The sequence below is a fragment of the Microbacterium sp. NPDC097977 genome, assembly GCF_040302605.1.
Lineage (GTDB): Bacteria > Actinomycetota > Actinomycetes > Actinomycetales > Microbacteriaceae > Microbacterium.
In genome coordinates this window covers 18,043-34,379 of sequence record NZ_JBEOUR010000039.1, presented here as the reverse complement: position 1 = coordinate 34,379, position 16,337 = coordinate 18,043, and the positions used below count along the sequence as shown (strand labels likewise).

Annotated in this window: 16 protein-coding genes and 1 pseudogene; 8 read left to right on the top strand and 9 right to left on the bottom strand. The window is 68.6% G+C overall.

The features are described from left to right. A partial coding sequence (locus ABTZ43_RS10470; protein ID WP_350538742.1) for an FAD-binding protein occupies positions 1-1,368 on the top strand: 1,368 nt, incomplete at its 5' end. A gap of 77 nt (positions 1,369-1,445) precedes the next feature. Here the strand turns inward: ABTZ43_RS10470 and ABTZ43_RS10465 are convergent. Next, a complete protein-coding gene (locus ABTZ43_RS10465; protein ID WP_350538741.1) occupies positions 1,446-1,790 on the bottom strand; it encodes a hypothetical protein in 345 nt (114 codons plus the stop codon). Positions 1,791-1,865: 75 nt separating this feature from the next. After that, positions 1,866-2,492, bottom strand: a complete 627-nt coding sequence (locus ABTZ43_RS10460; protein WP_350538740.1) for a hypothetical protein — start codon at positions 2,490-2,492, stop codon at positions 1,866-1,868. A 73-nt stretch (positions 2,493-2,565) separates the two neighbouring features. Here ABTZ43_RS10460 and ABTZ43_RS10455 point away from each other — a divergent pair, with 73 nt between their 5' ends. Then, the gene (locus ABTZ43_RS10455; RefSeq protein WP_350538739.1) at positions 2,566-4,068 is read left to right on the top strand and encodes an L-serine ammonia-lyase, iron-sulfur-dependent, subunit alpha; all 1,503 of its coding nucleotides are present in this window, start codon (positions 2,566-2,568) and stop codon (positions 4,066-4,068) included. A gap of 63 nt (positions 4,069-4,131) precedes the next feature. Further along, positions 4,132-4,887 carry an AAA family ATPase gene (locus tag ABTZ43_RS10450; RefSeq protein WP_350538738.1) on the top strand — a complete coding sequence of 252 codons (756 nt, stop codon included), beginning with the start codon at positions 4,132-4,134 and terminating at the stop codon, positions 4,885-4,887. 45 nt (positions 4,888-4,932) lie between these two features. Here the strand turns inward: ABTZ43_RS10450 and hrpB are convergent, their stop codons facing one another. The 3 genes from hrpB to ABTZ43_RS10435 all read right to left on the bottom strand — a co-directional run bounded on the left by hrpB (position 4,933) and on the right by ABTZ43_RS10435 (position 10,020). Continuing rightward, positions 4,933-7,479: an ATP-dependent helicase HrpB gene (gene hrpB / locus ABTZ43_RS10445; RefSeq protein ID WP_350538737.1), complete on the bottom strand. Its 2,547-nt coding sequence runs from the start codon at positions 7,477-7,479 to the stop codon at positions 4,933-4,935. 266 nt (positions 7,480-7,745) lie between these two features. Beyond that, positions 7,746-9,356 carry an SPFH domain-containing protein gene (locus ABTZ43_RS10440; RefSeq protein ID WP_350538736.1) on the bottom strand — a complete coding sequence of 537 codons (1,611 nt, stop codon included), beginning with the start codon at positions 9,354-9,356 and terminating at the stop codon, positions 7,746-7,748. A 235-nt stretch (positions 9,357-9,591) separates the two neighbouring features. Further along, positions 9,592-10,020: a MarR family winged helix-turn-helix transcriptional regulator gene (locus ABTZ43_RS10435; RefSeq protein ID WP_056412828.1), complete on the bottom strand. Its 429-nt coding sequence runs from the start codon at positions 10,018-10,020 to the stop codon at positions 9,592-9,594. A gap of 453 nt (positions 10,021-10,473) precedes the next feature. Here ABTZ43_RS10435 and ABTZ43_RS10430 point away from each other — a divergent pair, with 453 nt between their 5' ends. Further along, on the top strand, positions 10,474-10,887 hold the full coding sequence (locus ABTZ43_RS10430; RefSeq protein ID WP_350538735.1) for a putative immunity protein: 414 nt from the start codon (positions 10,474-10,476) through the stop codon (positions 10,885-10,887). A 200-nt stretch (positions 10,888-11,087) separates the two neighbouring features. Here the strand turns inward: ABTZ43_RS10430 and ABTZ43_RS10425 are convergent, their stop codons facing one another. Continuing rightward, positions 11,088-11,459: a cupin domain-containing protein gene (locus tag ABTZ43_RS10425; RefSeq protein WP_350538734.1), complete on the bottom strand. Its 372-nt coding sequence runs from the start codon at positions 11,457-11,459 to the stop codon at positions 11,088-11,090. 174 nt (positions 11,460-11,633) lie between these two features. Between ABTZ43_RS10425 and ABTZ43_RS10420 the strand changes: the two genes are divergently transcribed. Next, a complete protein-coding gene (locus ABTZ43_RS10420) occupies positions 11,634-12,245 on the top strand; it encodes a gamma carbonic anhydrase family protein (protein ID WP_350538733.1) in 612 nt (203 codons plus the stop codon). Between the two features lie 55 nt (positions 12,246-12,300). Beyond that, positions 12,301-12,881 (top strand): annotated as a pseudogene (locus tag ABTZ43_RS10415) (aldo/keto reductase); the annotation flags it as partial. An 80-nt stretch (positions 12,882-12,961) separates the two neighbouring features. On the opposite strand, the gene ABTZ43_RS10410 reads toward ABTZ43_RS10415, so the two are convergent. Continuing rightward, the gene (locus tag ABTZ43_RS10410; RefSeq protein ID WP_350538732.1) at positions 12,962-13,456 is read right to left on the bottom strand and encodes a MarR family winged helix-turn-helix transcriptional regulator; all 495 of its coding nucleotides are present in this window, start codon (positions 13,454-13,456) and stop codon (positions 12,962-12,964) included. A 151-nt stretch (positions 13,457-13,607) separates the two neighbouring features. On the opposite strand from ABTZ43_RS10410, the gene ABTZ43_RS10405 reads away from it, so the two are divergent. After that, a complete protein-coding gene (locus tag ABTZ43_RS10405; protein WP_350538731.1) occupies positions 13,608-14,420 on the top strand; it encodes an MBL fold metallo-hydrolase in 813 nt (270 codons plus the stop codon). Further along, on the top strand, positions 14,417-14,833 hold the full coding sequence (locus ABTZ43_RS10400; protein ID WP_350538730.1) for a nuclear transport factor 2 family protein: 417 nt from the start codon (positions 14,417-14,419) through the stop codon (positions 14,831-14,833). Before ABTZ43_RS10405 ends, ABTZ43_RS10400 begins: the two co-directional genes overlap by 4 nt. 181 nt (positions 14,834-15,014) lie before the next feature. Here the strand turns inward: ABTZ43_RS10400 and ABTZ43_RS10395 are convergent, their stop codons facing one another. After that, complete coding sequence (locus tag ABTZ43_RS10395; RefSeq protein ID WP_350538729.1) at positions 15,015-15,611, bottom strand: DUF1349 domain-containing protein; 597 nt, start codon at positions 15,609-15,611, stop codon at positions 15,015-15,017. A gap of 2 nt (positions 15,612-15,613) precedes the next feature. Continuing rightward, positions 15,614-16,330: an ABC transporter ATP-binding protein gene (locus tag ABTZ43_RS10390; RefSeq protein WP_350538728.1), complete on the bottom strand. Its 717-nt coding sequence runs from the start codon at positions 16,328-16,330 to the stop codon at positions 15,614-15,616. Between the last annotated feature and the right edge of the window lie 7 nt (positions 16,331-16,337).

The window sequence follows — 16,337 nt, the reverse complement described above, 5'->3', positions numbered from 1 at the left end:
TTCGGCGCCCACACCTTCCGCCGCACGGCCTTCGCCGGCGACTACACCGGCCTCGAGATCCAGCGCACCCTCGTGGCCAAGGCCGAGCAGCTCGAGGTCCCCATCCTCGACCACGTCTACATCACCCGCCTGCTCGTACGCGACAACGTCGTGTTCGGCGCCTACGGCTTCGATCAGTCCGACGGCACGCGCTACCTCATCCACGCGGATGCCGTGATCCTCGCCGCGGGCGGCCACAACCGCATCTGGCGTCGCACCTCGTCGCGACGCGATGAGAACACCGGCGACTCATTCCGCCTGGCGGTCGAGGCAGGGGCGAGGTTGCGCGACCCCGAGCTCGTGCAGTTCCACCCCTCGGGCATCATCGAGCCCGAGAACGCGGCGGGCACCCTCATCTCCGAGGCGGCCCGAGGCGAGGGCGGCATTCTGCGCAATGCGCTCGGCGAGCGGTTCATGTCGAAGTACGACCCCGAGCGCATGGAGCTCTCGACCCGCGACAGGGTCGCGCTCGCCGCGTACACCGAGATCGCCGAGGGGCGCGGCACCGAGAACGGCGGCGTCTGGCTCGACGTCTCGCACCTGCCGCGCGAGACGATCATGACCCGGCTGCCCCGGGTCTACCAGACGATGATGGAGTTGCAGATGCTCGACATCACCACCGAGCCGATCGAGATCGCCCCCACGGCGCACTATTCGATGGGCGGCGTGTGGGTGCGTCCGGAGGATCATCAGACCGACGTCGACGGGCTCTACGCGATCGGCGAGGCGTCGAGCGGGCTGCACGGCGCCAACCGCCTCGGCGGCAACTCGCTCATCGAGCTGCTCGTCTACGGCCGCATCGTCGGGCAGGCCGCGATGGCCCATGCGGCCGGCCTCGACGCGCAGCGTCGATCGCCGGAGGCCGTGATGAGGGCTCGCGCCGAGATCGACGACCTGCTCGCCGCGGACGGCCGCGAGAACGTGCGGGCGCTGCAGCGCGCGATCCGCAACACGATGACCCAGCATGCGGGGGTCGTCCGCTCGGACGAGGGACTGCGTGCGGGTCTCGCCGACCTCGACATGATCGAGGGACGGATGGAGGACATCGGCATCCACCCCGACATCGCAGGCTTCCAGGATCTCGCGCACGCCTTCGACCTCAAGGCGTCGGCGCTCGCCGCCCGCGCCACGATCGAGGCGGCACTCGAGCGTCGCGAGACGCGCGGATGCCACAACCGCAGCGACTACCCCGACACCGACCCCACGCTGCAGGTCAACCTCGTCTGGTCGCCCACCGGCGGAGTCACGCACGAGCCGATCCCCGAGATCCCGGCGGAGATCGCCGAACTCATGCGGGAGGTCGACACCGAGGGCAAACTCGTCGAGTAACCCGCATCCGAACTCGCTCCCGTCGCAGGGTGCATCGCGACGGGAGCGGCCGGGTGGCGGAGCGAGGTAGGAGTCGCTCAGTCGCCCTCGTCGGTCTCCGGACCGTCGATGACCCCGATCCCGACCGCTTCATGGTCGGGCTCGGGGTCGTTGCGCGTCGGCGCCTTCGGCTCCTCGCCGGGGTCCTTCTCGGTGCTCGGCTCTTCGAGCTCGGCGTCGTCGGGAACCTCCGCGGGGTCGGCGTCCTCGGGCGACTCCGCCTCGTCGGGAGTGTCGGCGGTGTCGGTGCTGTCGACGGCTTCGGTGCTCTGGCTCGTCTCCACGAATTCGCCCGCTTCGCCCGACGACGGTGTCGGGGTCGGTGCCTGCGCCTCCGGGGCGAGGTTCGCGGCCGGGTCCTGGTCGGGTGTGCTGTTCGTCATGATCATCCCTTTCGCATCGAGTGCCCGATCAGCTTCGCCTCTCGGTCGCGCCGGGAGAAGGGGCTTGACGCACGATCAGAAGTGCATCTGCGTGAGGGTGCCGTACTTGATCAGGAGCTCCTCGATCGTGGAACCGTCGACGTACTCGAATCGGACGGTCGTGCCGCCGCCGGCCAGCACGATGTCGGGGCCGTTCGAGAACAGCAGCGTCGACCAGGGCGAGGTCCATACGGTCGCGCTCGCGGCATCCCGCGCGGTGACGCCCGCGGCATCCATCTCGATCGCGACGACCTTGTCCGACCCCTTCACCGGGAAGACGACCGGGAACTCGCTGCCCTCCCACTCGCGGAAGTACGCGGTCAGCCCGATCTTCGCCTGGGGGAAGCCGGCCCGCAGGCTGCGGCCGACGCGCGACACGTGCACCTCGCGCTGCACCGGGCCGTTCTCATCGGTGACCGTGATCGTCAGACTGCCGCCGATCGGGTACGTCTGACGGAAGAGCTCCTCCTGACGACTGTCATCGGGGGCGAGGTCGCTGCTCTCGATGAACGGCTGCTCGCCGATCCACCCGGTGCGTACGGTCCAGGTGCGGCTGGTCGCGCGCTTCTTGCGCCTCGAGCTGAGCACCCCGAAGACGACGATCAGCAACAGGACCAGCGCGCCCGCGCCGAGGAACAGCAGGATTCCGGTGTCATCGCTCACGGGATCAGGGTAGCGGGGCAGATCAGGTTAATGACGGTGAACCGAATCGGCGAATGCGGCGTAGCCTGGAGGGGTGACAGCGTACGTCTCGGCATTCGACCTCTTCTCCATCGGCGTGGGGCCGTCGAGCTCCCACACGGTGGGGCCCATGCGAGCCGCGCTCGACTTCGCGCACCGGCTGCGCGCCGCGGGATCACTCGATCGTGTCGCCCGAGTCGGCTGCACGCTCTTCGGCTCGCTCGGCGCGACCGGGATCGGGCACGGAACCCCGGATGCCGTGGTCGCGGGCCTGCGCGGCCTCTCACCCGAGACCTGCGACCCCGCCGAGGTCCGCTCGGCGTGGACCGATTTTCCGGCGGGAGGGATGCTCGCGATCGACGGCGACCATGAGGTGCCCTTCGCGAAGGACGACATCGTGTTCGCCCCGCGCACGAGACTCCCCGGGCATCCGAATGCGATGACGATGACGGCATGGTCGGCCGACGGCGCCGTCGTGGCGGAGGAGACGTACTACTCCGTCGGCGGCGGATTCATCCGCCGTGACGGCGAAGAGGCGAAGCTCGCTCCCGCACCACTGCCGTACTCCTATCCGGATGCCGCGTCGCTGCTCGCGCTCTGCGACGAGCACGGGCTGTCGATCGCCGAGGTCGCGCGTCTCAACGAGACCGCTGAGCGCAGCGAAGAGGACGTCGCCGCCGGGCTCGACGCGATCTGGGACGCGATGGCCGCCTGCGTCGATGCCGGTCTGCACTCCGAGGGGGTGCTTCCCGGCATCCTCAAGGTCAAGCGGCGTGCGGGCGTGATCCGCGCCCAGCTCGAAGAGGCCGAGTCCGACGGGCACCGCGAGTTGCCGGGGGAGTGGCTCGGAGCGTTCGCGCTCGCCGTCAACGAGGAGAACGCGGCGGGCGGGCGCGTCGTCACGGCACCGACGAACGGCGCCGCCGGCATCCTTCCGGCCGTGGCGATGTACTGGTGGCGGTTCCTCGCCGATTCGGGGCTCGGGGCGGGCAACGCCGTCACCCCGTACGGAGAGCTGGTGGGCAGCGCACTGCTCGGCTTCGACGGCTCGCGTGCGATCGATGCTCCCGTTGTCGACGGCGCCGAGGGCGACGCGAGCGTCGCCGAGGCGAACCGTCGCCGCGGCATCCGTCGGTTCCTGCTCACCGCCACCGCGCTGGGGTCGCTGTTCAAGGCCAACGCGTCGATCTCGGGGGCCGAGGGCGGATGCCAGGCGGAGGTCGGATCGGCCTGCGCGATGGCTGCGGGTGGCCTCACCGCCGTGATGGGCGGAACGAACAGGCAGATCGAGAACGCCGCGGAGATCGCCATGGAACACCACCTAGGACTCACCTGCGACCCGATCGGCGGGCTCGTGCAGATCCCGTGCATCGAGCGGAACGCGATCGCCGCGTCGACCGCCGTCACCGCCGCTCGCCTCGCGCTCCGGGGCGACGGCAGCCACTACGTCTCGCTGGATGCGGTGGTCGAGACCATGCGCCAGACGGGCATCGACATGTCGACGAAGTACAAGGAGACCAGCGAGGGCGGACTCGCGGTCAACGTCATCGAGTGCTGAGCGGTCTCGCGCCGACCGACGTCTGAACCTGCCGATGTCGGCGGTCGCGCGTAGCCTCGGGGCATGGAGTCGATCTGGATGCCGGGCAGTCGTCGTCGACGTGAGCAGCCCGTCGTCTCCGTCCGCGCGAATGACGACGCGCCGGAGCCGGGAGAGGTCTGGCCCACGAGCATCCCTGCGGTCGCCCAGGTGCTCCGCGAGGGACTCGACCTCTCGCCGGGGGTGACTTTTCTCGTCGGCGAGAACGGCAGCGGAAAGTCCACCATCGTCGAGGGCGTCGCGATCGCCTACGGGGTGTCCCCCGAGGGCGGATCGCGCAACGCCACACACAGCACCCGCCCGACCGAGTCGCCCCTGTCGGAGTGGCTGCGGATCCAGCGCGGCGTCGGTGCGAACCGCTGGGGCTTCTTCCTCCGTGCCGAGACGATGCACTCGTTCTACACATACCTCGAAGAGAACCCGTCGACGAGCGGTCCGGATGTGCCCTTCCACGAGATGAGTCACGGCGAGTCCTTCCTCGCGGTGCTGCAGAGCCGTTTCGACGAACCCGGTTTCTACTGCCTCGACGAGCCCGAGGCCGCGCTCTCGTTCCAGTCGACGCTCGCGCTCATCGCGGTGCTGCAGAGGATCGTCGACGAGGGCGGGCAGGTGCTGTGCGCCACACACTCGCCGGTGCTCGCCGCGCTTCCCGGTGCGCGCATCCTCGAGGTCGGCGACTGGGGCATCCGGCCCGCGGAATGGAGCGATCTCGAGCTGGTCGGCCACTGGCGCTCGTTCCTGCAGGACCCGCCCCGGTACCTGCGGCATCTGCTGGACTGAGGGCGTGGGAGAGGGCGTGGGCGGTACGGCGGCGACAGTCGCCGTTCAGCCGGCGGCGCGTTTCTTGGTGTGCCTGGTCGGGGCGGCGGCCCAGGGATCCTCGGGCCACGGATGCTTGGGGTAGCGTCCGCGCATCTCCGCGCGCACCTGTGAATACGGACCCGACCAGAACGAGGCGAGATCGTCGGTGACCGCGAGCGGGTGTCCGGCGGGGGAGAGCAGGTGGAACAGCACGGGGGTCCGTCCGTCGACCAGCCTCGGGGTCTGCGCCCAGCCGAAGCACTCCTGCAGCTTCACCGCCACCACGGGCCGTGCCGTCGGATCCCCGAGCTCCGGGTAGTCGATGCGGATGCGCGAGCCGCTGGGCACCTCGAGCCGCTCGGGGGCGAGGTCGTCGAGGCGGGATGCCTCGGGCCAGGGCAGCAGGCGGCGGAGCGCGGACGTCAGATCGAGCCGCGCGACCGCAGTCCCGGTGGCCAGCGCATCGAGCTCGGGCGCCATCCAGGTGTCGAGGGCGTCGAGCAGCCCGGCATCCGACACATCGGGCCAGGGAAGGCCGAGCTCGCGGTGCAGCAGACCCAGCCGACGCCGCAGCGCATCGGCGCCACCGGTCCAGGCGAACAGGCCGAGACCGTCTCGACGGAGCGCTCGACGCACGGCATCCCGCCCCTCCTCCGCCGACGCGCGCACCGGAGCGGAGGAGCGAAGGATCGCGCCGACGCGGCGTTCCCGTCGTGCCTGAACGCGCCCACCGGTGAACTCCGCCTCGACCCGGTCGGTCATCAGATGGCCGGCGGCCTGCTCGAGCTGGCTCTCCGGCAGCGCCGCCGCAGAGCGGATGACGGCGCCCGATCCCGCCGCCGCCCGACCCGCCGCGCGTGCCACATCGGCGACCGCGAGCCACTCCACCGCAGCGAGCGGGCCCTGCACCCCGGCACGGGTGCCCGATGCCAGCAGGAACGTCGCGCCGTCGGCGGTGCGATCGACGCGCTGCGCGATCCGGTCGGGAAAGGCGAGGGCGATCACGAGGCCGACGCCGTCGAGGTCCGACCGGACTCCCGGTGCGGGATGGGCGAGGCGCTCGAGTCGATCCGCGTCGGTGCGCCAGCGCCGGGCATCCGGCGTCCGTCCGCCGCGCAGGGTGACGAGCGCCTGCGCGGCGTCGGCCTGGGCGACCCGCACAACACCACCCAGCAGCGCGACGACCTCGGCGGTCAGTCGGGCGCCGACGATCGGGCTGCCGTCACGCAGGGCGCGGGCGAGTCGCGGATCGGCGGGGATGCGCGCCAGCGCACGGCCGTCGGCAGTGGCGTGGCCCTGGTCGTCGATCGCTCCGAGTCCGCGCAGCACGGCGAGCGCATCGGCGAGTGAGGCAGGGGGCAGCGGCTCGATCATCCGCAGTCCCGCGCCACCGGGCGCACCCCAGCACGCGAGCAGCAGTGCGGCGTCGGCGAGGTCGGACACGGCGATCTCCGCGACCGGGCGGGCAGGTGCCGCTGCGTAGGTGCGCTCGTCGACGCAGCGGATGACCGTGCCGGGGCCCTGTCGCGTCGCACGGCCCGCTCGCTGCACGCAGGACGACCTCGATGCCGCGGTCGTGACGAGGCCCGTCATCCCCCGGGCGGCGTCGCGCTGCGGATGCCGAGACAGACAGCTGTCCACGACCAGGCGCACCCCCGGCACCGTGAGCGAGGATTCGGCGAGAGAGGTGGTGACGATGATGCGCGGCGCCTCATCCGCGCGGCGGCCCCGGATGACGGCATCCTGTTCCGCCGCCGGGATGCGTCCGTGCAGTTCGCGGATGTCGGCCTCACCGCTCGCGTCACGGAGGCGCCGGGCGATCTCCGAGACCTCGCGCACACCCGGAGCGAACACCAGGACGTCAGCCGTCGGGTCGTCGCGGGTCAGCGCGCGCGCGGCATCCGTCGTCGTGCGGGCGACGTGGTCGAGGAACTCCCGGGTGACCCCGCGCTCGTCGAGCCGTGGTGCGGGACTCGGCGCCCAGCGCTCGGTGAGCGGAAAGGCGGGGACCTCGTGGTCGACCACCGGGGCGGGCAGGGTGTCGGTGCCCAGAGCGTCCGAGATGCGCGCGGCGTCGAGGGTCGCCGACATCGCGACGACCACGAGGTCGTCCCTCAGCTCGCGCACCTCGGAGAGCAGGCCGATCAGCAGATCCGTTTCGAGCGCGCGCTCGTGGACCTCGTCGAGGACCACCGCATCGACACCGTCGAGGCCGGGGTCGTCGAGCATCCGCCGCAGCAGCACCCCCGCCGTGACGAACTCGATCCTGGTCCCGGGCCCTGCCGAGCGCTCGCCGCGCACCGTGAATCCCACCCGTGCGCCCAGCGGCGTGCCGTCGAGGTGGGCGAGTCGTCGGGCGGCGGCACGGGCAGCGACCCGTCGAGGCTGCGTGACGATCACCCGGCCGGGCGAACGCGACGCCAGCAGCGGCGGTACGAGAGTGGTCTTGCCCGTTCCGGGAGGAGCGCTCACCACCACCGCGGCGCGGGTGTCGAGTGCCGCCGACAGCTCGTCGAGAGCGGCCGCGAACGAGAGCCCCGCGCCGATGGCATCGAGGTCGAAGGCGGTCATGTCCCCAGTCTGCCCGGTCCGTTCCCCATCCGGGTGCCGGCAGAGGGGCGGGCGGTCAGGCGGCGGTCGAGTGGGCGTCGAGCGGGCGGTCGGGAACCGCGTGCACGATTCAGCATGAGCGCCACTGAACTCGGCCGATCACACCCGATAGCGCCCGGTGTGCGGCGTTCATGCTGAATCGTGCACGGGAGGCTGCCCGCACATGACGGATGCCGCGGCCGAATCGGCCGCGGCATCCGCTGTGCTGCTGGTTGCTGTGCTGCTGCTTACTCCGCTGCGGGAGCCGGCGGTGCCGGGGGCGGCGGGGTGGTCGGTGCCGAGCGTCGCGTCGGTGCAGAAGCCGCGGACGGTGCGGACGCTGCTGCGACTCCCTCGCCGATGCCACGACCGACGGCCTGACCCTGGATGATCGACGCGAGGTCGAGTCCGGTCGCCGAGCTGACGCTGTCGAACACCGACTTCAGAGCCCGTGCGCTGTCGGCGCCGACGAGGTTCGATGCCCCGTCTTCGCTCGAGCCGCCGATGATCGACACGTTGCCGATCGCGGCGTAGCCCTTGGAGAACTCGGCCATGATCGACGGCAGCACGTCCAGCACGCGCTGCGACAGGAAGGCGTCCTGGTTGGACGCGATGGCCTTCGCCTCGGCCTCGACGGCTGCGGCTCGCGCCTCACCCTCGGCGCGGATCGCGTCGGCTTCGGCGTTGGCCCGCAGGCGACGTGCCTCGGACTCGGCCTCTGCCTGCGCGCGCAGCGCGTCGGCTTCACCGCTCGCGCGGGCGATCGCGGCTGCGGCCTCACCGTCGGCCTTGGCCTTGTCGGCCTGCGCCTGCTGCTCGGCGATGCGGGTGCGGGCCTCGGCCTGCTTGACCTGCTCGATCGCGCCGGCCTCGGCGGCACGCTCACGCGTATAGAGCTCGGCCTGCGCGCGGGTCTCGGCCTCGTACCGCTGGGCGTCGGCGACGCGCTTGACGTCGGCGTCGAGCTGAGCCTGGCGGTTCTCGGCCTGCTGCTGCAGAACGGCCTGCTGAGCCTGCTCGCGGGCCAGGTTCTCGGCCTGCTCGGCCTCGGCGCGCGCGCGGCCGATGCCGGCGTTGGAGTTCGCCGTGTTGGTGTCGAGCGCGGTCTGCTCGATCAGGTTGGCTTCCTGGTTGGCGATGTTCTTCTGGTTGATCGCACGGTCGGCGTTGGTCTGCGAGATCTCGGCGGACTGACGCTTCGCCTGGATCTCGGGGGCACCGAGAGACTGGATGTAGCCGACCTTGTCGGTGATCCCCTTGATCTGGAACGAGTCGAGGATCAGACCCTGCTCGGCGAGCTCCTGGGAGACGTCGGCGGCGATCTGGTCGGAGAACTTCTTGCGCTCGCGCATGAGCTCGACGACCGAGAGCGTGGCGACGATGCCACGCAGGGCACCCTCGAGCTGTTCGGTGGTGAACTGCTCGATGGCCTTGTCCTGCGAGGCGAACCGCTCGGCGGCCCGGCGGACGAGGATGGGGTCGGAGCCGATCTTCACGATCGCGACGCCGTCGACGTTGAGCGTGACGCTGTCGAGCGACTGCGCCTCGGCGTTCAGGGAGACCTGCCGCGAACGCAGCGAGATGATCTCGTGGCGCTGCGTGATCGGGTTGACGAGCGACTTGCCGTTCACGATGACGGTGACGGGCGATTCCGACATCTCGTCGCGGCTCGACCCGTCGGCGGCGATGACGGCGCGCTGCACCTTCTGCTTGCGACCCGAGATGACGAGAGCCTCGTCGGCTCGGGCGACCTTGATCCAGCTGCGTGCGAACAGCAGCAGGATCAGCAGTATGACGACAGCGGCGACGACGGCGATGCCGACGATGACGAGGATGCCGACTGCTCCGGCGATCTCCATGGATGACCTCCCTGGTTCCCCCCGAGGGGGCGGTCCGTGATGCCCGCGCGGTCGCGCGGGCGGTTACGGTCCACCCTGCCAGAAAACGGTTCCAGCCGTCGCCGGGAGTCGGGCCCGCTTCGGTGTGGGAGGAGAACTCCTCGACGGGAGGACCCCTGTGCGTGATCTCGCCGCCCGACGGGGAGAAATCCGCCCGACGGGGAGAACCTCCCGGGGAAAAAACCCCCGACAGAGATCAGCGGCCGCGGAGCTTCTCGGCGAGGTCGCGCAACGCCTTCAGCTCGTCGTCATCGAGCCGCGACATGCGGTCGGCGATGGAGCGGCCGTGCACGGTGGCGATCTGGCGGAACGCCCGGACGCCGGCATCCGTCGCGCGGATCAGCGCACCGCGTCCGTCGTCGGGGTCGGGGCACTTCTCGACGAGTCCGCGCGAGACCATGCGGTCGACGAGGCGCGAGACGCTGGGCTGACTGATCAGCATGTTGGAGGTGACGTCGCGCAGCCGGGCGGACTTGCGGGGCGAGCGCGTGACCGTGAGGAGCACGTCGTATTCGGCCTGTCCGAGACCGGAATGATCGAAATCGGCGTTCATCTCGGTGAACAGCTCGTGCTGCGCGCGGAACAGGCTCTCCCACGCCTGGACGGCGAGCTTGCGATCGGTCATGGAGACCAGGTTAGTGGCAACAGTAAAGGGCCGGTCGGAGAGGCTCCCGACCGGCCCTTGTCCCTTGCACCAAGAGTGTCCTGCAATCACATGCGGTGTATGCCACAGCAAACATTCACCGTGCGATCACTCTATAACGGCGAGATAACGAATGCAACGGTTTGGTCACGGAAAGTTCGGGGAGGTCCGGCTGTCCGATCTCACGAAAAGTGTCGGAGTCTCACGAAGGCTGTCGGAGGGCCTCACGAATGTGTCGGAGTCGTCACTAGACGTGCCGGAGGCGCCGCGGGTCGACCAGGCTCGTTGGGTGCCGGACATAGTCCGTCCGTGCCGCCTCCCGACAGAGCCGAACGATCAGGGGTGCAGTTACTTCCATTACGTACGCGCGGCACGTCCCAGCACAACCCGCGCTGGGCTGATCTCTGTCCAACGGATCTTTGAGACGATCGAGGCATGAGCGAGGAGACCAAGACCGAGTGGGCCAACCCGGAGCCTCCGATCCACCACGCGGTCGCACTATGGGCGGCGAGCTGCGCTGAGCGGGCCCTGCCGATCTTCGAGGAACAACGACCCGGTGACGGCCGACCTCGTGCAGCGATCGAAGCGCTACGTGCGTGGGAGCGCGGCGAGCTTCCGATGACGGCATGTCGCACCGCCGCGTTCGCAGCCCACGCGGCCGCCCGCGACGCGACCGAGGCCGGAATGCCAGCTGCGGTCGCTGCTGCTCGATCGGCGGGGCAGGCCTGTGCAGTGGCTCACATGTTCGACCACTCATCGCACGCCGCGACCTACGCCGCCAAAGCTGTCGGTCTGCACGGCGAAGGCAAAGTCGATCGAGACGCAGAGCGTGAGTGGCAGAGAACCTAACTCCGGAGCTGCGCTCCATAGGATTCCCCAAGGGTCGCTAGCCCAAACCGGTCACCCGCCGAAATCGATCGTTTTCGGCAGCCCCGGACAGGGCGCCAGCCGACCACATGACTGTGAGCAGCTTCGTTCGGTGTCGTCGTTCTCGCGCCGCTCCGTGTCGTGATCGCGTCCCGATAGCCGATCGGCTATCGAGACGGCGATTAGGTGTTGTTGATCTCGCGGAGCTGGCTGGTCATGGCTCCGCCGGCGTCGCCGGTGTTGACCGTGCCTTGGGGTTCGAAGAGCAGAGCCTCTACTTCCTCGTCTGCTTTCGGGCAGTGCTCGACCCCCCGGGGGACGACGAAGACATCGTTGGGGCCAAGAACGACGTCGCGGTCCCGTAGCTGGATGGTCAGCTCACCGCTGAGGACGAGGAACAGTTCTTCGGTGTCGGGGTGGGTGTGCCACACAAACTCGCCCTCGAGCTTGACTACTTTGACGTCGTAATCGTTGATGCTGGTCAGCCGATGGGGCTGCCAGTGCTCGGAAATGGTCGCGAGAGCGGTCGTGATGTTTCGGACGCCATCAGTCATGCCTAAACCGTATCGACTCATCATGTCTGACTGGTTTCCGTCCGGGGCGGAAGCGAGATCCTGCTGAGGCGGTCCGATGTTCAGGCGTGTGAACGTCGCGTGCTGCTGGCGCTGACTTGTTCGCTACGGTGAGGCCATGACAGACACGCTTCACCACTCGATGGTCCTCAGCGCATGCTGATGCGACACCGCGGAATCGAACCCAGCGTTCACCCGGATGCCTACATTGCGGCGACGGCTGTTCTTGTAGGTGATGTCACCGTTGCTGCTGGCGCACGAGTGCTTAACGGCGCCGTCCTCTCCGCAGAGGACGGACAGGTCACCATTGGTGAGGACACGGTGGTGATGGAGAACGCGCTCATTCGCGGCCGCGCCGCGTACCCCGCAGTGGTGGGTTCTGCTGTCATGGTCGGCCCCCATGCACACATCAACGGCAGCGTCGTAGGCGACGAGGCATTCATCGCCACAGGGGCGTCGCTCTTCCCTGGTAGCCGAATCGGTGCCGGGACTGAGGTTCGAATCAATGCGGTCGTCCAGGTCAACACCGTGATCGGTGAGGGTGTGGTGGTTCCGATCGGTTGGGTCGCTGTCGGCGACCCGGCGCAATTGTTTTCGCCGGATCGACACGACGAGATCTGGGCCGTTCAACGTGAACTTGGGTTTGGCCAGACAGTCTACGGGGTCGGTAACGATGTATCGATGCGCGACCTGATGAGGGGCCAGTCGAAGTTCTACGGGCACCACCAGGACGACACGATCGTGGAACCGCGAGCAGAAGAAAGCTAGCCGTCCATGAGCCAACCTTCTGGTGCTTGGGTTGAGCGCCCTCGGTTTCGGTGCCATGGCGCTCTCGGGCGTCTACGGCGAGACCAGTCCAGATGACGCCCTCGCTACGTTGCATCATGCCGTTGACGTGGGGTGTCGTTCATCGATACTGCGGATGTCTACGGCGATGGGGGCAACGAGATCCTTATTTCGAAGCTGCTCGCCGCGCGTCGCGAGGAGGTCGTGCTCGCGACGAAGTTCGGTATCGCCGGCAGTATCACGGAGAAGACGATGCAGCCTCGCAATGACCCGGCTTACGTGCGTTCCGCGGTTGACGCAAGCCTCGGCCGGCTCGGCACCGACGTGATCGACCTGTGCTACCTGCACCGCCGGGAGGTGACGGTGCCGATCGAGGAGGTTGTCGGGGCGATGGCCGAGCTCGTGACGGCTGGGAAGGTGCGTCACCTCGGATTGTCCGAGGCCACTGCGGCGGAGATCGAAGCCGCGCACGCGGTACATCCGATCGCTGCTGTGCAGAGCGAATGGTCGGTGTGGAGCAGGGATGTGGAACGCGCCGTCATCCCGGAGGCTGCGCGTCTGGGGGTTGGGTTCGTGCCGTACTCGCCGCTCGGTCGCGGCTTCCTCACCGGCACGCTCACCCGACAACTGTCGTGAGATCGGACAGGCTTGCCCTGCCGGTAGGGACCGATTCGCCCCGTGGGCAGACGGGGTGCCGGTCACGGCATGACGGGGAGCTGGCTGGCGGCATGCTTGCTGAGCGCTTTGACGGACTCCTCGAAGGTGCTGAGATCCGCCGCGGGCAGCGCGGCGAGCACGAGCTGATCGATGTTGCGCGCATGGATCGTCGACGCCTCGACCGCGAGGCGCTCGCCCTCCGGCGTGAGCTCGATGATCTGCACGCGCCCGTCTTCGGTGGACGCGCGGCGACTCACCAGACCCAGTTCGACACCGCGGTGCACGAGTCGCGTGGCGCCGCCTGAAGTGAGCACTTTGGCCTGTGCGATGCCCTTTGTCGAGATGCCGCCTTCGCCGGCGCGGCCGACGATCAAGAGCAGTTCGAAAAGCGAGTGAGGCAAGCCGGTTCGTTCCTCCAGTGCCCTGCCGAGCAGGTACTCCAGGCCGTTGGCGGCTCCCAGCAATCGACCGAACGCCAGGATCCGTGGATCGTTCGCGGCCTCCTGCGCCGATGCGAATTCGTCGGAATCTGTCACCAGGCCAGAGTACGCCGCAGCTCGCCTCAGCGATCGGGCGCTCGGGATCGTATTGCAGAGACGGGAATAGCTGAGTGGTCAGCTTTTGTTGAGATGGATACGCGAGCGATTCGCGCCCAGGCTCGGACCCGAGCCCTCTCAGGAAGGAACCATGACCGTGTCACTGAACTTCGATGTCTTCGACCTCGACTTCCCCGCCGGATCAAAGAACAAATCGGCCACTCTCGTGACCGGCGAAACGGAAGCGCTCCTCGTCGATGCCGGCTTCACGCGCGCCGACGGACACCGTCTCGTCGCCGCCGTCCTCGACTCCGGAAAGCGGCTCACCACCGTGTTCGTCAGTCACGCCGATCCGGACTTCTATTTCGGCCTCGAAGTCGTCGCCGACGCGTTCCCCGATGCGTTGCTCGTCGCGACACCGATCGTCATCGACCACATCCGCGCATCCTTCGAAGGCAAGCTCGCGGCGTGGGCCGCCTTGGGTGCCAACCTCCCGACGCGCCTCGTGGAACTCACCCCGCTCGACACGGACGTGCTGACCGTCGACGGTCAGCGGCTCGAGCTCAAGGGCGGCTCTGCCACGCTGCCCGATCGCCACTACCTCTGGAACACCGAGCACCGAGCCGTCCTCGGCGGTGTGCTCCTCTTTCAGCAGGAGCACGTATGGACTGCCGACACTGCTACGCCCGAGCTGCGCGCCGCCTGGATCGAACTCCTCGACGAGATGCAGGCGCTCGAACCGGAGATCGTCATCCCGGGGCACCGACTTCCGGACAGCGCCACGGACGCGGGCGCGATCGACTACACCCGCACCTACTTGCAGTCGTTCGAGGCGATCCTCGACCAGTCGACGGATGCCGCTGCAGTGACCGCTGCGTTGGTCGAGCGCTACCCCTCCGCGGGTATGCTCATCGCAGCTCAGATCGGGCCGAAGGTTGCGAAGGGTGAGATGACATGGGGATGAAAGAGAACACCGCGCCAGACCTGTCCACGGCTCCCCGAGACGTGGTCCGCCGGCAGTACCTGGCCTCCGCCGCCGGAGACCTCGACGCGTTGCGGGCAACGCTCGCACCTGACGTCGAATGGAAGGAAATGGCCGGCTTTCCCCTCGCCGGCACCTACCGCACCCCCGAGGGAGTGACCTCGGCCGTGATGGAGAAGCTCGGCGCGGACTGGTCCGACTGGACTGCGCACGACGACAGCTATGTCGTCGACGGCGAGAACGTCGTCGTCCTGGCCCGCTACACGGCAACCCACCGCACCACCGGGAAGCCCCTCGATGTCCGTGTCGCCCACGCCTTCGTCGTGCGCGGCGGAATGATCGTGCGGTTCGAGCAGTTCGTCGACACCGCCCTCGTCCGGGATGCGATGGCCTAGCCGTACTGCCGTACCCGCGCAGCCACTGAGTGCTGGAACCTGCGCACGAGGGGACCGCACCCCGCATGGGCGCCTCCCTCGTGCGCAGCCAACCGCGGACAAGCTGCCCCAGTTGCTGCCTCGTGCGCTCCCCGGCGCCCATTCTGAACCCGCCGCGCGAGGGGTGACGGGACCGGCGCGTTCAGGAACCGTCGCGCAGGTCGGCCGGTGCGCCGGCAGAGAAGCGGATCCGGGTGAAGCGCGAATCACAGTCCTCGCCCATCGGTGCCTGAGACATGAAGCCGACCGTCACAGGAAGGTCTGAGTTCATCCGGAACACCCGGACGAACTCCCACCTCTCGCCGTCGTCGGATGCGTGGAAGGCGAACGCGTCTCCGATGCGTGCGATCCTGAGGTGCGTGAAGCCCTGCTCGACGACGCTCGAGTTGCAGTCGTCGGAGAAGTCGTTGGTCACGACGCTGACGATCATCGCCCGCCCGTCGGGCGAGTATTCGAAACAGAGCTTCGCCCAGTGCTGCTCGTCGCACCACAGGCCGAGTACGGCGGCATCGAACGTGGTCCGTTCCCCGACCACGCGGACCCGGGCGCTCAGCGTGAAGTCGCCCTCGACCTGGAAGCCCAGCATGCTCGCGCGGTGTTGAGCCGGACCGCCGAGTGCGTCGTTGGTCCAATCACTTCCTGCCGCCGCATGCAGGGTGAGCTCTCCGGCGCGGGAGTCGAAGCTCGCGTCCAGTGCGCCGTTCGTCCAGTCGAGTGCCGGCAGTGCGGGAATCTGCATTTTCATTCTCCTCGGTTCGATGATGTCATCGGTGTGGTGAGCAGTGAGGGGACTGGGGGGTCGACCATCCGTCCATCGATGAGATGGCGGCGTGACCGTGCCCGCCCGGACACCATCGGGTCGTGGGTGACGACGATGATGGTCGTGCCGGAGGCGTTGAGGTCGTCGAACAGGTCGAGCACGTCCTCTGTCGCCTCCCGGTGCAGCGCGCCGGTCGGCTCATCCGCGATGAGGATCGGTGGACGGTTCACGAGTGCGCGGCAGATGCCGACTCGCTGTCGCTGGCCGCCCGAGATCTCATGGGCAGCGCGGGCGCCGAGGTCGCCGATCCCCAGCCGATCCATCAGCTGCGCGGTGTGCTCCAGGGTCTCTGCGGATACTCTGCCCCGTCGACGGACAGCCGGAAGGAGGATGTTGTCGAGCACCGTCAATTCGTCGAGGAGATCGGTGTGTTGGAACACGAACCCGAGGGTCGTCCGTCGGAGGTGCGCGAGGGCCCTGTCGTCGAGTGTCGCGAGGTCGTCCTCGCCGATGCGCACCGATCCGGATGACGGCTGGTCCAAGCCGCTCAGGCACGACAGCAGAGTCGTCTTGCCGGACCCGCTGGGACCGGTGAGCGCCAGATAGTCGCCGGCGGCGATGTCGATGTCGATTCCGCTGAGCACGGTCGAGACGTCGCCTGCGGTCGACTCGAAGCGTCGCGTGACTGCGCGCGCCACGAGGAGT

Coding starts and splice junctions, on each gene's coding strand:
- ABTZ43_RS10420 (WP_350538733.1), top strand. CDS start 11,634: ATGCTGATGCGACACCGCGGAATCGAACCCAGCGTTCACCCGGATGCC.
- ABTZ43_RS10430 (WP_350538735.1), top strand. CDS start 10,474: ATGAGCGAGGAGACCAAGACCGAGTGGGCCAACCCGGAGCCTCCGATC.
- ABTZ43_RS10465 (WP_350538741.1), bottom strand. CDS start 1,790: ATGACGAACAGCACACCCGACCAGGACCCGGCCGCGAACCTCGCCCCG.
- ABTZ43_RS10395 (WP_350538729.1), bottom strand. CDS start 15,611: ATGCAGATTCCCGCACTGCCGGCACTCGACTGGACGAACGGCGCACTG.
- ABTZ43_RS10435 (WP_056412828.1), bottom strand. CDS start 10,020: ATGACCGATCGCAAGCTCGCCGTCCAGGCGTGGGAGAGCCTGTTCCGC.
- ABTZ43_RS10405 (WP_350538731.1), top strand. CDS start 13,608: ATGACCGTGTCACTGAACTTCGATGTCTTCGACCTCGACTTCCCCGCC.
- ABTZ43_RS10440 (WP_350538736.1), bottom strand. CDS start 9,356: ATGGAGATCGCCGGAGCAGTCGGCATCCTCGTCATCGTCGGCATCGCC.
- ABTZ43_RS10450 (WP_350538738.1), top strand. CDS start 4,132: ATGGAGTCGATCTGGATGCCGGGCAGTCGTCGTCGACGTGAGCAGCCC.
- hrpB (WP_350538737.1), bottom strand. CDS start 7,479: ATGACCGCCTTCGACCTCGATGCCATCGGCGCGGGGCTCTCGTTCGCG.
- ABTZ43_RS10425 (WP_350538734.1), bottom strand. CDS start 11,459: ATGACTGATGGCGTCCGAAACATCACGACCGCTCTCGCGACCATTTCC.
- ABTZ43_RS10400 (WP_350538730.1), top strand. CDS start 14,417: ATGAAAGAGAACACCGCGCCAGACCTGTCCACGGCTCCCCGAGACGTG.